We start from the raw sequence: 16312 nt of genomic DNA on the forward strand, positions 1-16312 counted from the left end.
ATTAGGTTGATACTCTTTTTCAAAACGTTAAATTTAGTTAAATGTCTTAATTCTGCGTTTAAGATTGAAACGAGTTATGCTATAATAATAAATTAGATGGTTGCTTTATTTAAAAGAGAGTAATCAAAGGTAAACGAACAAGAGCTTGAGAGGAGAAACAAGTAATGGCTAGAGATATAGGGATAGATTTAGGTACAGCCAATGTATTGATTCATGTAAAAGGAAAAGGCATTGTTTTAAACGAGCCTTCAGTCGTTGCAATTGATACTACAACAAAACGTGTTTTAGCAGTTGGAGAAGAAGCATACTTAATGGTTGGACGTACGCCCGGTAACATCCGTGCAATTCGTCCATTACAAGGAGGAGTTATTGCTGATTTCGATATAACAGAAGCAATGCTGACTCACTTTATTAATAAATTAAACGTAAAAGGCTTTTTATCAAAACCAAATATTTTGATTTGCTGCCCTACAAATATAACAACCATTGAACAAAAAGCGATCATTGAAGCTGCTGAAAAAAGTGGCGGTAAAAATATTTATCTTGAAGAAGAACCTAAAGTAGCTGCAATTGGAGCCGGAATGGATATTTTTCAACCAAGTGGAAACATGGTCATCGATATTGGTGGCGGTACAAGTGATATTGCCGTTCTTTCAATGGGAGGCATTGTAACGAGCCGCTCGTTAAAAGTTGCAGGTGATCAATTGGATAATGAAATTACTCAATATGTGAAAAAAACACATAAACTTTTAATTGGTGAACGTACAGCTGAAACAATCAAAAAAGAGATTGGGACAGTTTTCCCAGGTAAACGAGATGACTCAATGGAAGTAAGAGGACGTGATATGGTCACTGGTTTACCAAGAACGATCACGATCACTTCCGATGAAGTTCAAAAAGCTACTGCAGAATCAATGATGCTGATCGTTCAACAAGCTAAAGATGTTTTAGAACAAACCCCTCCTGAATTATCTGCGGATATTATTGATCGTGGTATAATTTTAACTGGTGGTGGTGCATTATTAGATGGTATTGATCAACTGTTCTCTGAACAATTGAAAGTACCTGTATTTGCTGCTGAACAACCATTAGACTCTGTTGCTTTAGGAACAGGCATTTTATTAGAAAATATGACTAAGAAAAAGCGTAAATTTTAAAAATCGGTTAATCAAAGTGAGGTAAACCCATGACTAAAGAAAAAATAGGACTTCAAATCACCACATTCATATTGAAAATTGTACTTGTATTCTTTTTGGTTGCTCTAGCTTTTATTATTGGAGCGATGATTGGTTATGGAGTATTAGGTGATGGGGATCCATTTACTGTTTTTGAAAAAGATACTTGGGTACACATTTTCAGTTACTTTACAAAACCTACTATTGTCAATTGATCTGATATTTTAGGCTGCTATAAAAAATAAAAAGCCAAAGAATCAAAACAATTTTTTGTTTTGATTCTTTGGCTTTTTTGCTCTGTGTCAAATGGTATCGATGCAACATGCTGAAATTTATTTTGGGGTAAACAGGGTTGTTTGTATCTTGAAAGGAAGCACTGTGGGCAATAATGTTTATACGTCAATAAAGTAGCAACAAATGGGATATGCAAGCTTGCAGACGATTCCATTGCTCCACAAGCAAACCAGACTATTTCAGAAGGAATTTTATTTTGAAGTATCTACACGATTTGTCCAAAAACCGTGCTTTTTTGCACTATAAAAAAGAAAATGCCTTGAATTTGCATATAGTAAGTAAGAGTCAAATAAAAGGAGGAAGAAAAAATGAATCAAATCGGATTAGTTGGGCGTTTAGTGAGAGAGATAGAGTTAAAAGAGGTCGGAGAAGACAAAGTGGTATTAAATAATACGTTAGCAGTAGCAAAAAGAGGGAAAAAAGAGAATGGGTCACAAGCAGACTTTATCCCTATAGTTGCGTGGGGTCAAGTAGCCAAGTTGATGCAGCTTTATTGTGAGAAAGGTCATATGGTCGGTCTTACAGGAAGGATCCAATCAAGATCGTACATCAATAAAGAGGAAGAGACGGTTTTTATTGTTGAAATGGTAGTAGATGAAGTTCATTTTTTACAAAATAAAAAAATTGAAGTAGCTGCAGTTTCAAAATGAACAGATAAAAGCAAATGAAATTAGAACGCACTCTAAAAGTTAGCGAAAAAGGCTAATTTTCAGGGTGTGTTTTTATGTCTAAATTGAGAAGTTTATAAGATGATTTTGGAAGTTTCTTTAGTTGCAGTTGTAAAAAGAGTATAATAAACTAGAGAATTTTTTTAAAGAAAGAGGTTATTCCATGAATATATTAATGATTGAAGACAATCAATCCGTATGTGAGATGATGGAAATGTTTTTCATGAAAGAAGAATGGAAAGCAACTTTCATCCAAGATGGTAAAGTAGGGCTAGATACTTTTAAAAATGATCCAGAAAAATGGGATCTAGTTACATTGGATTTAAATTTACCAAGTATGGATGGGATGCAAATTTGTCGCGAAATGCGTAAAGTTTCAAAAACAATTCCCATTATTATGTTGACGGCTAAAGATTCTGAAAGTGATCAGGTTATTGGATTAGAAATGGGAGCAGATGATTATGTCACAAAGCCTTTTAGTCCACTGACATTAATTGCACGTATAAAGGCATTATATCGTCGCGCAGATCTCATTAATGATGGAGCTGATGAATTAGAAGGCAAAGCATATGAAGTTGAAACAAGGTATCTTAAAATGGATAAGAGGACACGCGAGGCAATTTTGTATGATAAACCAATTGAAGGTTTAACGCCAAAAGAATTTGAATTACTTTACACATTAGCAAAAAGTCCAAGACAAGTTTTTTCTAGAGAACAACTGCTAACGATCGTTTGGGATTATGAATATTTTGGTGACGAACGGACAGTCGATGCCCATATCAAAAAATTACGTCAAAAAATAGATAAAACAGGTCCGCAAGTGGTTCAAACGGTTTGGGGAGTAGGATATAAGTATGATGATTCCGGAGTTACTCTATGAGAATAAACTACTTCTACCAGCAAATGCTAGCCTTTTTTGCGGTAGTTATGACCGTCTTGATTATATTAGGCTTTTCTTTTTTACAATTTGCACGCAGTACAGCTTATCGGAATACTGAAACACAGTTATTTGGCTATGCGGAAGCATTAATAGATGAGGACCTACAGACGGATAAGATAGAAAGCGGACAAATTATTTTAAAAAATCAAGGGGTATCGATTTTTGTATTTGATCATACTGACAACATGACGTATCCTATTACAACCGAGGACTACGTAAGCGGTATTTCAGACACTGATTTAGATAAGTTGAAAAACGGCGAGCCATTATCATTGACCCAGAGAAATACTGATTTTTTTGGTAATCAAGTTGATACTGCTATCGTTTATCAGCCCTTTTTCACTCAAAGTACGGGTGATTTTTATGGGTTTATTGCAGTAAGTGCACCTATAAGTACAATTGAATCTAGTTTAGAGGATATTCGGAATAATCTATTTAGCGCCTTTATCTTTTCACTTATTGGAGCCACGATTGCTAGTTATCTTTTTGCTAAATTTCAAGTGAATCGAATCAACCGCATTAGAAGCGCAACGCATAAAGTAGCGAAGGGTGACTTCACTATCCAATTAGAAAACAAAGAAATGGATGAATTTGATGATTTAGCTGCCGATTTCAACAGTATGGTCGATTCCTTAAAATCGGCTCAAGAGGAGATCGAACGTCAAGAGAATCGTAGGAGACAATTTATGGCAGATGCTGCTCATGAAATGCGGACACCTTTGACAACGATCAACGGATTGCTAGAAGGTATTGAGCATGATATGATTCCGGAAAATCAAAAACAGCGGAGTATCCAATTGATGCAAAATGAAACACGTCGTTTGATTCGGTTAGTAAATGAAAATTTAGATTATGAAAAAATTCGTTCCAATCAAATCGTTTTACAAAAGCAACTGTTTAATACGTACGAAGCATTAGAAATGATTGTGGAACAATTGAAAGGAAAAGCGAATGATTCGGGTAATGAATTAGTGCTAGAGTGTCCAACTGATCTAATGCTATTTGCTGATTATGATCGTTTTTCTCAAATCATCGTAAACATTATTCAAAATGCGATCCAGTTTACAGACAATGGTGAAATCAGTATTATCGGTTATGCCAGTGAAAATGAAACTATCCTGAAGATCAAAGATTCTGGGATCGGCATGTCTGCCGAAGAAGTTGAGAGCATATGGGAACGGTACTATAAGGCTGATAGTTCAAGAAAAAACACCAAATATGGCGAATCAGGTTTAGGTTTAGCAATCGTTCAACAATTGGTCAATCTACACGATGCGAGTGTTACAGTAGAAAGTGTACCTGGCGAAGGAACGACTTTCACTTTAATTTTTCCAATTGAAGAAACTAAAAAAAGCTAGAAGCTACGGCTTCTGGCTTTTTTAATCGATTTTTTTGAGAGATAAGATCCTGGATCCAATCTAAGTGGATTTTCAACAGATAAGAGCTGTTCATCAGAAGTAAAAAAAATAATCGAGCAGTTAGTGTTTCTTACAAATCCACGAAATAAAATCAGCCAGTCTTGCTTAGCGGAAGCTGATTCATGATCGAGCCAATCATCTACTAAAATAACTTTTTTATTGCATAATTGAGCTAACCGTAATTGCAATTTAAGGAAGAGATTCAGTGGCAAGACATTAAAGTGTTGGTCAGCTAAAGAATCGGAAATCTGTAGTTCTTCTAAGACTTCAGTTACTACCAGATCGAGCGCTCTTTTAGGATGGTCAGGTGTTAAAGACAAAATAACGAGCATGTTCTCTCTGATCGTCAAATAGTCAATAAAAGCAGCATCTTTACTGATTAAACCCGGAAAAGAATCTAACTGTTTGTTTAATTGTTTCATCAAAGAAGTTAGATCCATTTGCAGAGATAAAAAAGTATAAATCGTTTTGGGTCTGATTAAAAATAAATCATTACCGATGGCCTTTTTATAAGAATGGGTGAACATCATGTATCCTCCTTAATACTAGCAGACGGATCAAAAAAGGTTGCTTTTTCTTAGAGATAAAATAATTGCATTTGGTATTCCGATGACAATAGCGCTATATAAGTTGATTATGCTTATAATCAAAAAGACCTGTAGGGTATTATTTTGATAAAAATTGTTGTTCGCAAAAGCACCTTTTAAAAAGGGAGCAATAGTAAAACGTGTAAAATCCTCATTTCCAAAGTCAGAAGGAGGAACGGCTGCTTGAGAATCTGATAGTGGGGGGTCTAAATTAACCTCTAGTTCTGATTGCAAAACAGCAGCTTCTATTCTAGTAATCTGATCCATTACGGGAGCTGTGAAAATACTGTAGAAAACAAGAATGAGCAAGAGGATACTATTTATTAAAAGCAGTTGTTCAAAGATCAATTGGGCCGTTAACTTATAAACGTGTTCTCCCATTAAAAGATAGGTCTGATATTCTTGTTTTCTAGTTTGACTCAACCATAGCTGAATCGTCAACAAAATAAGCGTACCAGCAATACCTATTATTAAAAGAATGGAATTGTATTTCACACTATATTGTGTTGCAATAGCTTCTAATATCTTAAAAGGTTGACTGTTTAATGAGGATTGTTGAGCATCTAAAGAGACTATAATTCTGTTTAGCTGGATAGAAGAATCAGAAAATTGCTTAGCTAATAAAGCAAATGCAAAAGTAAGGGAAAAATAGACCAAATAAAAACTAAGCGTAAAAATCAAGAAATAAGGATGATTTTGTAAATGGCGATAAGCACGTTTAGCAATTGACAAAACTATCTCTCCTTTCGAAATGAGGATTGATTATCTCCTTATTGTAATGAGTAAATATGAAAAAACTGTGAAGCAAATAATAAGAGGATATGTTAGTTTGAAAATACTCAAAAAAAAAGGAGGTCAAGACGTATTCGTCTTGGCCTCCTTTTTGCTATTTAGTGCATTCTTATCTTTATTCTGTGATCTTAATATCTGGATTTTCTGTTTCAACTGGTTGTGTTTCGCCAACCATTTCAGGAGTATCTAGTAACTCAGGAGCATTAGTTTTATATAAATCAACAGTAGACTGATTGCCGTTTTGATTGAAGATGCTTGTCGCAGCTGTTCCTAAACCTTCATTTACAGCTTTCATCCGTTCCAATTGATCACGGTAGTCATAATCAGCTGGATCAGTTGTAACAAGTCCATCAGGAGTATAAAAACGCAATAGATCACTTGTTAGAATACTGTCAGATAGACTCAATTGTGTGCTGACATCTGCTCTTAGTTGTTCAACCTCTGCAAGAACTTCTTCAGAAGGGTCTAAAAGCAATTCACCGGTTTCTGTATCATAAATACTTGAACCTTCAACGGTATATTTAGGACTTACAAAGTTTCCATCACGAAAAGCAACAGTTTCATCATGATTTTCAGAGAATAAATCTGTTCCAAGCAAAATGTTCTCTTTTGTTTCTACACCTAATAAGTGTAGAAGAGTAGGGAGACTGTCAATTTGTGCCCCGTATTGTGTATTTATTTTTCCGTTGCCAGTTCCGGGCATGTGGATCATATAAGGAACTTTTTGCATCATGGCATTGTCATAACTTGACCAAGTTTCAGGATCTTTACCTAGTAAAGGAGCGAGTGATTCATTTCTTGAATTGGAGATACCATAATGATCGCCATAAAGAACGATGATTGAATTATCATACAAACCAGACTCTTTTAAATAATTAAAGAATTCTTCAATAGCTTGATCTAAATAATGAGCTGTCACAAAGTAATTATCGATCGTATTATCCCCAGTAGTAGCAGTTGGGAAGTCCACATTTGCTTCATCCAACGGATAAGGGAAATGATTAGACACAGTAATAAATTTAGAATAAAATGGTTGCGGCAATTGTTCTAAATATTGGATCGATTCTTTAAAGAATATTTTATCTTTCATACCATATTCTAACATGTTTTCTTCAGTGAAAGAATAAGATTCATCATCAAAGAAATAATCGATTCCCATTGATTTATACGTATTATCCCTATTCCAGAAAGAACCAACGTTACCATGGAACATGGCACTCGTATAATTTTTTTCTGAACCTAAGATTTGTGAAGCAGATTGAAAAGTATTGCTTTCTCCAACTTGTGTAAATGCTCCACCTTGAGGTAAACCAAAGAGTGAATTTTCAAGCAGCATTTCAGAATCAGCTGTTTTTCCTTGACCAATTTGATGGAAGAAGTTACTGAAACTTTGTGTATCCTCATCATGGTAAATACTATTGATAAATGGCGCTACTTCAAGAGATTCACCCGTTTCAGTTTCTAATTTATAGTCGATCAAAAATTGTTGGAAACTTTCTAAATGCAAGAAGATGACATTACGATCTTCAGCGATACCGAACATTTCAGCATCAGCTTCAGCAAAGTGTTCATCAACGTATGTTAAGACACCTTCGATATCTGATTCATCAGCACTAGCTTTAACTTGATTCGCTTGAGCTGCTTTATAACCATCATAAGCTGTAAAAAAGTTTAAACCAAGATATTTAACAATGTAATTACGATCGAATGTACGAGCTAGCAGCTGCGGACGATTGCTTTCAGCTAATGCTAAGTTGGCAGCAAAAAGGGTGAAACCAACAATTGTAGCTGCAAAAGCATAACGTTTTTTGAAAGGACGCTGATCCATTGTCACTTTTTTTGAAGCTAATAAAATAATTAAGAAAACAACATCGATAAGATAGAAGAAATCAGTTGCATGCAATAAAGCAAACGTACTTGCTCCTAATCCACCAGCAACATTACCGACACCTAACATCGTAGTGACTGATATGAAATCTGAAAACTCTCTATAATAGAGAACATTTGAAAAAAATAAAATTGACATCACAGCATAAACAAACAGTAAAGCAATATAGGCTTTTTTAGAGCTCTTGAAGTAGAGCGCGATTGAGAATAATATAACGGTTGTAGCGATTGGATTAATCAACAAAATAAACTGTTGTATGATTCCTTCTACACCAAGAGAAAATTCCGCTTGGTATCCTATATACGTCTTGATCCAAAATAAGATAACGGCTAGAGAGAAAAAGCCCAACCTCGTTTGTAGGTATTTTTTTATATTGTTCATTGTTGAATCCTCCTTAAATAATGGCCACAGTTTGTATAGTTTAATTGGAAAAATTTCAAGTTAAATGAAAGTCTACATTAATTCTACATCACTTTATATTTTACAATTAATTTACAGTATAGTCAATTTTACCTACTCAAAACTGTGGTTACTTCTGATCCTAATAGCTGTTATACCAACGATAGTTTATAGAAAGTAAAGTTTAGGTAAAATTTAGCCCCTTCGAACAAACTATTTATCAAAAATAAGGTATAATAAATTGCAATGATGAATGAGGAGGATTATTTAATGATATTTTTGCAGCCCCTCTTTGACTGGATCGAACCGAGATTTGGTGAAACAATCAACCATTTCCCATTAGTAGAATTGATTATTTACAGTATCGACCATGCTCTTTTTTATTTTATTTTCTGGTTTATCGGACGTGTCATCTTTCTTGCGGTAAAAAAAAAGAAAAAGAAACCAATAAAATGGCGTAGAGAATTCATTTTAAATGCATTTATTTTTTATGTTATTCTTTTAATTCATCTAACCGTCTTTCGTGAAGAAAATTCAATTAATAACGTATCGATCGTTTTGCGTCCTTTAAGTGAAATCAATTGGATCCCATTTGTAGAAACGACTAAATTAACTAAAGGAACATCCTTATTTGATTATTACTATAATCTATATGGAAATATTCTTTGGTTTATTCCAATGGGATTTAGCGCAGCTTATTTAATGAAGAAAAAGCATTCTTTTTTACGCTCGCTATCGATTGGAATAGCTGTTTCATTTTTAATTGAAGCGATGCAATTTCTTTTTTATACCGGCATTTCGGATATCGATGACTTGATCTTCAATACAATTGGAACGATAATCGGGATTGGTTTATTTGAAATCAGTCAATGGTTGTACAAAAAATGGCAAAAGAAGAAAACTACTTGATTTTATGACTTTTCAAGTAGTTTTTTTAGTGCACTCACAACCTAATTAGGTTGTACTTATGTTATACTACATAAGATAAAGACGAAAAAAGGGGTTTATAAACTAGTGGAAAAATATAAATTAAAAAGACGAGCAACACAAATGGTTAGAGATGGTTACCCAGTTTTGCTGAAAGAAGATTTTGTGAAAGAACCTATCGAATCTGAAGGAACGATCGTTGAACTATTGGACGATAACAAAAAATTTCTTGCACGAGCTTATCTTGCTAAGCAAAATAAAGGTGACGGCTGGATTCTAACATTAAATGAAAATGAAAAAATTGATCAAACTTTTTTTGAACATTTATTTAGTCAAGCTTTAGCTGAACGAGCTGGTCTTAAATCAGATGAGAAGACAAATGCTTACCGTTTCTTCAACGGTGAAGGAGACGGTCTTGGAGGATTGACGATCGATGTTTATGCCGATTATTATGTCTTTTCATGGTACAGTGCAGGGATTTACAAGCACCAAGAAACGATTTTGAAAGCTTTTCTTTCAACCGTCCCGGGTGTTAAAGGTATATATGAAAAAATGAGATATCAAACTAAAACAAAACCAGAAACAGATCACATTTATGGCGAAGAAGCACCTGAGCCTTTGTTGATCAAAGAAAATGGCATAACTTATGCTACTTATGTAAATGATGGATTAATGACTGGGATATTCTTGGATCAACGCAATGTTCGCAATAGCATTCTTGAAAATTATTCAATGGATAAAACAGTCTTAAATACTTTCAGCTATACTGGAGCGTTCTCAGTTGCTGCAGCAATAGGTGGAGCCAGTCACACAACAAGTGTAGATTTAGCCAACCGTAGTCTAGAAAAAACAAAAGAACAATTTGAAGTGAATGGATTAGATCCAGAATTGCAAACGATTCGAGTAATGGATGTATTTGATTACTTCAGATATGCTATTCGAAAACAATTGAAATTTGATACGGTCGTTGTTGATCCGCCAAGTTTTGCCCGTTCGAAAAAAAGAACGTTCAGTGTTGCTAAAGATTATACAGCACTATTAGAAGATATCATCGACATTACGAATGAAGATGGCGTGATCATAGCTTCGACCAATGCGGCAAATATTTCAACTGAAAGATTTGAGCAATTCATTGAGACGGCGTTTGATCATAAAGGCCTATCTTACCAAATTTTAGAAAAATTTACTCTTCCTGAAGATTTCAAGATCAATCCTCACTATCCGCAAAGTGATTATTTGAAAGTATACGTGATCCGCAAAGGAAACTGATCTGAACTAGACTACTTTGGAAAGAAAGTAGGATATTAATGAAAAAAAATAAAATGCAAAAAACAAACGCTATTAGACAATTAGAAAGCAATGCTATTTCGTATCAAACCTATGAATTTCCATGGAGTGATGATCATTTGGGTGCTGAAGCAGTTTTTGAACAGTTAAATGTACCTAAAGAACGGATCTATAAAACTTTGGTGATCAACGGCGATAAGACAGGTGTGATAGTAGCTTGTATACCAGGTGCTAGCGAGCTTGATCTAAAAGCATTAGCCAAAGTCAGCGGAAATAAAAAGGTTGAATTACTGCCTTTAACGGATTTAGAAAAAACAACTGGGTACATCCGTGGAGGCTGTTCACCTATTGGAATGAAGAAAAAATTTCCAACCTTTATTTCTATTCAAGCCGAAACAATGGATAAAGTCATTGTTTCAGCAGGAAAAAGAGGGATGCAAATTGAAGTAGATCCACTAGAAATGAAAAAATTGACTAAAGCTGAATTTGTATCCATTGAAGCCGAATAAAAATAGAATAGTAAAAGAGAACTCTAAATCCAAGTTGAAAATCTTGGTTTAGAGTTCTCTTTATTTTTGTTCTATAATTTTAGTATTGATAGATTAAGTGAATCTTATTTTAAAAAGCAACACCGTCGATCAAATAAGTTTGATGGTTAATCTTTGATCGATAAGAAGTAGTCGCGGATGTCTTTCCAGTTTGTTGCACGAATGTAGCGATCTTCGGTTTCATTCAATGAATTCACAAAAAGAATACCGGTTCCAGAAAAGCGTTCTAATTGACCTATGGAATCATCAATCAAGTAGTCCGTGTGAATGATACTTTTATCACCGCAAAAAATATAGTGCTGAGAATCGATGAAAGCAAAATGCTCTTGCAGCCATTCATATTTTGCAGTAAATGTTTTAGGAACATCCATAGCAGCAGTTGCAATGTACAAATCATACTCATCTGCTAATTCACGCAAAACAGTTTGGCTGTCCTTCATCGCTGGAATATTCCTGAAAAAGGCATGTGTATTGATTAAAGGATAAAGTTCTTTGATCGTCGAGACTAAATCAAAATTTGGATTTGCCTTTAGATATTCGTCAACTGTCTCAAAGGAAAGATGGTATTCCTTTTTGAATAATTCAATAAAACTAATTTCCATATCCGCAATAACTTGATCCATATCGATTGCAATTTTCTTTTTCATAAAAAGACCCTTTCACTTTTCAAAGTTGTTAACTTTTAAGAGCAGCCTCAGCAGCGTGCATACCTGCAATACGGCCAGTAATAAAAGCGCCTGTGATATTATATCCGCCCGTGTAGCCATTGTAATCTAAAATTTCACCGGTAAAGAAGAGTTTGCTAGTAAATTTACTTTCCATCGTTTTTGGGTTCACTTCTTTTGTATTGATCCCACCACCCGTAACAAAGGCTTTTTCAATCGGCAATGTGCCATTAGCTGTGAATTGAAAATCTTTGATAAATTCAATCAAGTGGGTCACTTTTTCTGGAGCAGCTTGCTTTAAGGGAGCATTCTCATCCAAATCAGATCTAGTCAGTGCAAATAATAGATACCGTTCAGGAACAAGACCTTTCAAAGCATTTTTGGTGCTTTTATCGCCATCATTTTTTATTAATTGTTGCAGTTGTTGAGTTAGTTCGCCTTTAGATACATTTGGGAGAGCATCTAAACTCATCACGACTTCTTCGGTTTTATCGCGTTTCATAGTCTGGTGAACAAACATAGAACAGCGCAATACGGCTGGTCCAGAAATGCCAAAGTGGGTAAAAATCATATCCATTTGATGGGTTACGACCTTTTTACTTTTTTTATTCAACACACTTAAAGCGATATCCCTTAATGAAAGTCCTTGTAGCGTCTTATCTTGTATAAAAGTTTCATCAGAAGTGATTGGGGATTCTGTGGGATAAAGCGGTTCGATCGTATGACCAGCTTTTTTTGCCCATTTGTATCCATCTCCGGTCGACCCGGTTCGAGGCATAGCTCGGCCGCCTGTTGAAACGATCACACAACTTGCATGGATGCTTCGTCCATCTTGCAACTGCACGCCAATAGCCTTTCCTTCATCAAACAATAAATTCTCAACGGGAGCTTCTGCATAAATCGCAATTTCTAAACGATCCATGATCCCAATCAATGCTTCTAAAATCGTTCGCGATTTATCGGTCACAGGGAACATTCTTCCGTGATCTTCTTCTTTTAGCACAACACCATTTGATTTGAAAAATTCCATAATATCGTAATTATCGTATTGATAAAACGCACTGTATAAAAAGCGTCCGTTTCCAGGAATATGGGCGATGATTTCTTCTTTATCCCGATTATTTGTAACGTTACATCTACCGCCGCCAGTTACGAGTAATTTACGTCCAAGGGTCGTGTTTTTTTCAATTACGGCTACTTTTGCGCCATGTTCTGCTGCCGAGATAGCAGCCATCATACCGCTAGTTCCTCCGCCAACTACTAATACATCATACTTTGTCATTTCTTTTATTGACCTCATTTCTACTGATCACATGCGTCCAAATTCTCTTCTCTTACTTTATCATATTTTAGCAGTTTGTACCATAAACCTGTAAACCGATTTGTGGTACAATAACTTTTATCGTTAAGAATATGGTTAAACTGTTACCATATCCAAGGCGCTAAAATAAACTGAAGAGGAAGATGAGATTTTTATGGAGATTTTAATAGCACTTATACCAGCCATAGCTTGGGGCAGTATTGGTTTAGTGAGTAATAAATTAGGAGGGAACTCTTACCAGCAAACAGTGGGGATGGCAGCTGGAGCAGCTTTTTTTGCAATCGGTGTTTACTTTGTTTACCAACCAATAATCGATATGAAAATTATTTTAGTTGGATTATTTTCAGGTGCACTATGGTCATTAGGCCAAATGCAGCAGTTCCAAAGTATGAGATTCATCGGCGTATCGAATACATTGCCGATCTCAACAGGATTACAATTGATTGTAAATACACTTGCAGGAGTCCTTTTGTTTAGAGAATGGACAAGTTCTAGAGATATTATTCTTGGGATCATTGCTATTATTATTTTAATTTTTGGGGTTACATTTACGACTGTAACAGATACGAAAGAAACGACTGTTGATTCTAAAGGGCAAAAGAAAGCTGGAGCAAAAGCTTTGATCTATTCTACAATAGGCTACGGGTTGTATACGATCACGATAAATGCAGCTGGAGTAGATGCGATGGCCGTTATTTTACCGCAAGCTATTGGAATGTTGATCGGTTCACTACTCTTTTCAGCTAAGCAAGAAATCAAAAGCAAATACACAGTGCGCAACTTGTTGACTGGTTTATTATGGGCAACAGGAAATATCTTTATGCTGATCTCAATGGCAAAAATCGGATTAGCGATCAGTTTCTCGCTATCACAAACAGGGATCATTATTTCTACATTAGGTAGTATCTGGTTCTTAGGCGAAACGAAAACCAAACGGGAATTTCGTTATATCTTGATGGGTTGTATTTTAGTCATTGTCGGTGGCGTTTTATTAGGCTATATTAAAGCATAACTTAATTAATAGATGGGAATGGGATAAGATGAGTTATTTTAGAAAGAAACCTTTAGAAGCAATTGAAAAGCCGTCTAATTTAAAAAGAGAGCTAAAAACGATGGATCTAATTTTACTCGGTTTAGGTGCGATCGTCGGAACCGGAATTTTTGTGATCACGGGAACAGCCGCTGCATTAACAGCTGGACCGGCCTTGATCGTATCATTCATTATAGCGGCTTTTTCGTGTGTCTTATCAGCTTTATGTTACGCAGAGTTTGCTTCTCGAATTCCTGTAGCAGGCGGAGCTTATTCTTATGGATACACTGTTTTTGGAGAATTGATTGGCTGGTTGGTCGGTTGGCTGATGATTTGTGAATATCTACTGGCAAATGCATCAGTAGCCTCCGGTTGGTCAGGCTATATGAACGGGTTTTTAGATGGAATCGGTCTGGGATTGCCCATCGCATTACGTTCTTCTTTTGATGTTGAAACTGGTTCTTATATAGACGTAATTGCAGTATTGATTACATTCTTAGTTACCTACATTGTGATCCAAGGTGCTAAAAAGGCTTTACGTCTAAACAATATCATGGTATTTGTGAAATTCGGCTTGATCATATTATTTATTGTTGTAGGCGCATTTTATGTTAAACCAGAAAATTGGACACCATTTGCTCCCTTTGGCTTTGAAGGCGTAGCAACAGGAGCAGCTGTCGTGTTCTTTGCTTTCTTAGGTTTTGATGCTGTCAGTACGGCTGCAGAAGAAACGAAAAATCCACGTAGAGATATTCCAAGAGGGATCATTGGTTCACTTGGTATTGCGACTGTATTGTACATTGCTGTGACTTTAGTGCTGACGGGAATCGTCCCTTACGCACAGTTAGACATTAAAGATCCGGTTGCATTTGCCATACGCTTTATTGGACAAGATTTTATTGCAGGTATTATTTCTGTTGGAGCAATAGCAACCCTTTTAACGGTACTTATTTCAATGACTTATGGATTAGGTCGTTTGATCTATGCTATTGGACGAGATGGATTGCTTCCAAAGAAACTCAGTGAAGTCGACCCAAAAACAAAAAGTCCTAAAAATGCGACTCAGTTAGCGGGATCAGTTTCAGCTGTACTTGCGGGTATTGTTCCACTTGGTAAGTTAGCAGAATTAACAAATATTGTAACATTGATGATATTTGTTATTCTTGCTATCGGAATCATTAAATTGCGTAAAGACCACGGTGAACCTAAAGAAGGAGAATTTAGAGTACCATTTGTACCAATTTTCCCAATTATTTCGGTTTTTGTCTGCGTATACCTTATGATCCAATTGTCGTTATCAGTTTGGATCGCATTCATTATTTGGTTAGCTTTAGGCGTAGTTTTCTATCTCGTTTATGGATATAAACACAGTGAATTAAATGGCGAGTAACAGATCTTGATTCCGCTAGAAAATGAGAATATTTTAGTATTTAAATTATCTGGAGCAAGCGAAAAGGCTAGAAAATTGCCCTTTCATACTAAACGGCATTAAATTAAAAAGGAAACATTTCATTCGTGAAATGTTTCCTTTTTTAATAGGGTCATCTTCGAAGCAAACTTCGAGAATGATCCTATTTAGCTGTTTTGACAGAAAAAAAGAGGAACAACGACTACTAAAAGTAAAATCTTATCTGAAAAGGATTAACTGAGTGGCCGGTTCGATGAACTCAAAATAGACTGTCAATTGAGAAGGTCTAACTAGGGTTAGTTCGATGAACTCAAAGCAAGATTTCCATTTGAGAAGGACTAACTAGGCTTAGTTCGATGAACTCAAAGTAAGATTTCTATTTGAGAAGGGCTAACTGGGCCTAGTTCGATGAACTCAAAGCAAGATTTCCATTTGAGAAGGACTAACTAGGCTTAGTTCGATGAACTCAAAAATAGAAAGCCAATTGAGTTGGCATCTACGTCAAATGGTGTGGCTACTTCAAAATAAAATTTCTTCTGGAATGGACGGGTTTGCTTGTGGAGAGCCATGGTACCGCCTTGAAGCCTAAAAAGAAGTCTTCCAGGCTTTCAAGCCTTAAACAGATCATAATCGCTAAAGCGGTAACGCTCTGTAATTCGCATTGAATACTTTACATGTCTACAAGCAACCCTATTCCTCCAGAAAATAATATGATTGCTTTGCAATCTAAGCCATGACAGAAAAACCGTTTCACTATATAATTTAATTAGGAAAAAAAAATCCGACTGAAAAATGGGTTTTGCCGAACCTGACCAGAAAACTGGATGAACTTCTTATCTTTTGAGATAAGCCGAATGCATCTTTGAATGCGAAAATAAATTTACAACACTTGATACGAAGTTCTTTTTCCTAATAAAGTTAATGGAGGTTTTCGTCATGGAAGTTATGATTGAAACTTGTTGCGG

15 protein-coding genes are annotated in these 16312 nt (G+C 35.6%); 10 read left to right on the forward strand and 5 right to left on the reverse strand.

The window, feature by feature from the left end:
- The first annotated feature begins 164 nt into the window (after window positions 1–164).
- From mreB to J7E16_RS07810, 5 genes are all read left to right on the forward strand, one after another.
- Window positions 165–1157 (forward strand): rod shape-determining protein MreB, encoded by a 993-nt coding sequence (gene mreB, locus J7E16_RS07790; protein ID WP_214890636.1) that lies wholly within the window; start codon window positions 165–167, stop codon window positions 1155–1157.
- Between the two features lie 29 nt (window positions 1158–1186).
- Window positions 1187–1390 (forward strand): DNA-directed RNA polymerase subunit beta, encoded by a 204-nt coding sequence (locus J7E16_RS07795; RefSeq protein WP_034545725.1) that lies wholly within the window; start codon window positions 1187–1189, stop codon window positions 1388–1390.
- A 387-nt stretch (window positions 1391–1777) separates the two neighbouring features.
- A complete protein-coding gene (locus J7E16_RS07800) occupies window positions 1778–2119 on the forward strand; it encodes a single-stranded DNA-binding protein (RefSeq protein WP_214890639.1) in 342 nt (113 codons plus the stop codon).
- 181 nt (window positions 2120–2300) lie between these two features.
- Window positions 2301–3017, forward strand: a complete 717-nt coding sequence (locus tag J7E16_RS07805; RefSeq protein WP_214890642.1) for a winged helix-turn-helix domain-containing protein — start codon at window positions 2301–2303, stop codon at window positions 3015–3017.
- On the forward strand, window positions 3014–4435 hold the full coding sequence (locus J7E16_RS07810; protein ID WP_214890644.1) for an ATP-binding protein: 1422 nt from the start codon (window positions 3014–3016) through the stop codon (window positions 4433–4435). The genes J7E16_RS07805 and J7E16_RS07810 overlap by 4 nt, the downstream gene beginning before the upstream one ends.
- On the opposite strand, the gene J7E16_RS07815 is transcribed toward J7E16_RS07810, so the two are convergent.
- The 3 genes from J7E16_RS07815 to J7E16_RS07825 all read right to left on the reverse strand — a co-directional run bounded on the left by J7E16_RS07815 (window position 4432) and on the right by J7E16_RS07825 (window position 8143).
- Entirely contained in the window at window positions 4432–5022 is a 591-nt protein-coding gene (locus J7E16_RS07815) for a P-loop NTPase family protein (RefSeq protein ID WP_214890647.1), read from the reverse strand. The two genes, J7E16_RS07810 and J7E16_RS07815, sit on opposite strands and share 4 nt — an antisense overlap.
- A 30-nt stretch (window positions 5023–5052) precedes the next feature.
- Window positions 5053–5814 (reverse strand): hypothetical protein, encoded by a 762-nt coding sequence (locus J7E16_RS07820; protein ID WP_214890650.1) that lies wholly within the window; start codon window positions 5812–5814, stop codon window positions 5053–5055.
- Window positions 5815–5989: 175 nt separating this feature from the next.
- Entirely contained in the window at window positions 5990–8143 is a 2154-nt protein-coding gene (locus tag J7E16_RS07825; RefSeq protein ID WP_214890653.1) for an LTA synthase family protein, read from the reverse strand.
- 288 nt (window positions 8144–8431) lie between these two features.
- Here J7E16_RS07825 and J7E16_RS07830 point away from each other — a divergent pair, with 288 nt between their 5' ends.
- The 3 genes from J7E16_RS07830 to ybaK all read left to right on the forward strand — a co-directional run bounded on the left by J7E16_RS07830 (window position 8432) and on the right by ybaK (window position 10884).
- Window positions 8432–9070 (forward strand): VanZ family protein, encoded by a 639-nt coding sequence (locus tag J7E16_RS07830; protein WP_214890655.1) that lies wholly within the window; start codon window positions 8432–8434, stop codon window positions 9068–9070.
- Between the two features lie 105 nt (window positions 9071–9175).
- On the forward strand, window positions 9176–10357 hold the full coding sequence (locus J7E16_RS07835) for a class I SAM-dependent rRNA methyltransferase (RefSeq protein WP_214890657.1): 1182 nt from the start codon (window positions 9176–9178) through the stop codon (window positions 10355–10357).
- Between the two features lie 38 nt (window positions 10358–10395).
- Window positions 10396–10884 carry a Cys-tRNA(Pro) deacylase gene (gene ybaK / locus J7E16_RS07840; RefSeq protein ID WP_214890660.1) on the forward strand — a complete coding sequence of 163 codons (489 nt, stop codon included), beginning with the start codon at window positions 10396–10398 and terminating at the stop codon, window positions 10882–10884.
- Window positions 10885–11030: 146 nt separating this feature from the next.
- Here ybaK and J7E16_RS07845 read toward each other — a convergent pair whose 3' ends face one another.
- On the reverse strand, window positions 11031–11570 hold the full coding sequence (locus J7E16_RS07845; RefSeq protein ID WP_214890664.1) for a 5' nucleotidase, NT5C type: 540 nt from the start codon (window positions 11568–11570) through the stop codon (window positions 11031–11033).
- A gap of 28 nt (window positions 11571–11598) precedes the next feature.
- A complete protein-coding gene (locus J7E16_RS07850) occupies window positions 11599–12870 on the reverse strand; it encodes a BaiN/RdsA family NAD(P)/FAD-dependent oxidoreductase (protein WP_214890667.1) in 1272 nt (423 codons plus the stop codon).
- A gap of 193 nt (window positions 12871–13063) precedes the next feature.
- On the opposite strand from J7E16_RS07850, the gene J7E16_RS07855 reads away from it, so the two are divergent.
- Together J7E16_RS07855 and J7E16_RS07860 are read left to right on the forward strand one after the other, a co-directional pair.
- The gene (locus J7E16_RS07855; RefSeq protein ID WP_214890670.1) at window positions 13064–13921 is read left to right on the forward strand and encodes a GRP family sugar transporter; all 858 of its coding nucleotides are present in this window, start codon (window positions 13064–13066) and stop codon (window positions 13919–13921) included.
- 28 nt (window positions 13922–13949) lie between these two features.
- Window positions 13950–15329, forward strand: a complete 1380-nt coding sequence (locus J7E16_RS07860; RefSeq protein WP_214890672.1) for an amino acid permease — start codon at window positions 13950–13952, stop codon at window positions 15327–15329.
- Window positions 15330–16312 lie beyond the last annotated feature (983 nt).

The sequence above is a fragment of the Carnobacterium sp. ISL-102 genome, from assembly GCF_018612935.1.
Lineage (GTDB): Bacteria > Bacillota > Bacilli > Lactobacillales > Carnobacteriaceae > Carnobacterium_B > Carnobacterium_B alterfunditum.

Excerpts from the sequence above, each read along its gene's own strand:
- J7E16_RS07800 (WP_214890639.1), top strand. The coding sequence starts at position 1,778 with ATGAATCAAATCGGATTAGTTGGGCGTTTAGTGAGAGAGATAGAGTTA.
- J7E16_RS07845 (WP_214890664.1), bottom strand. The coding sequence starts at position 11,570 with ATGAAAAAGAAAATTGCAATCGATATGGATCAAGTTATTGCGGATATG.
- J7E16_RS07855 (WP_214890670.1), top strand. The coding sequence starts at position 13,064 with ATGGAGATTTTAATAGCACTTATACCAGCCATAGCTTGGGGCAGTATT.
- J7E16_RS07860 (WP_214890672.1), top strand. The coding sequence starts at position 13,950 with ATGAGTTATTTTAGAAAGAAACCTTTAGAAGCAATTGAAAAGCCGTCT.
- J7E16_RS07850 (WP_214890667.1), bottom strand. The coding sequence starts at position 12,870 with ATGACAAAGTATGATGTATTAGTAGTTGGCGGAGGAACTAGCGGTATG.
- J7E16_RS07795 (WP_034545725.1), top strand. The coding sequence starts at position 1,187 with ATGACTAAAGAAAAAATAGGACTTCAAATCACCACATTCATATTGAAA.
- J7E16_RS07830 (WP_214890655.1), top strand. The coding sequence starts at position 8,432 with ATGATATTTTTGCAGCCCCTCTTTGACTGGATCGAACCGAGATTTGGT.
- J7E16_RS07815 (WP_214890647.1), bottom strand. The coding sequence starts at position 5,022 with ATGTTCACCCATTCTTATAAAAAGGCCATCGGTAATGATTTATTTTTA.
- J7E16_RS07805 (WP_214890642.1), top strand. The coding sequence starts at position 2,301 with ATGAATATATTAATGATTGAAGACAATCAATCCGTATGTGAGATGATG.
- ybaK (WP_214890660.1), top strand. The coding sequence starts at position 10,396 with ATGAAAAAAAATAAAATGCAAAAAACAAACGCTATTAGACAATTAGAA.
- J7E16_RS07825 (WP_214890653.1), bottom strand. The coding sequence starts at position 8,143 with ATGAACAATATAAAAAAATACCTACAAACGAGGTTGGGCTTTTTCTCT.
- J7E16_RS07810 (WP_214890644.1), top strand. The coding sequence starts at position 3,014 with ATGAGAATAAACTACTTCTACCAGCAAATGCTAGCCTTTTTTGCGGTA.
- mreB (WP_214890636.1), top strand. The coding sequence starts at position 165 with ATGGCTAGAGATATAGGGATAGATTTAGGTACAGCCAATGTATTGATT.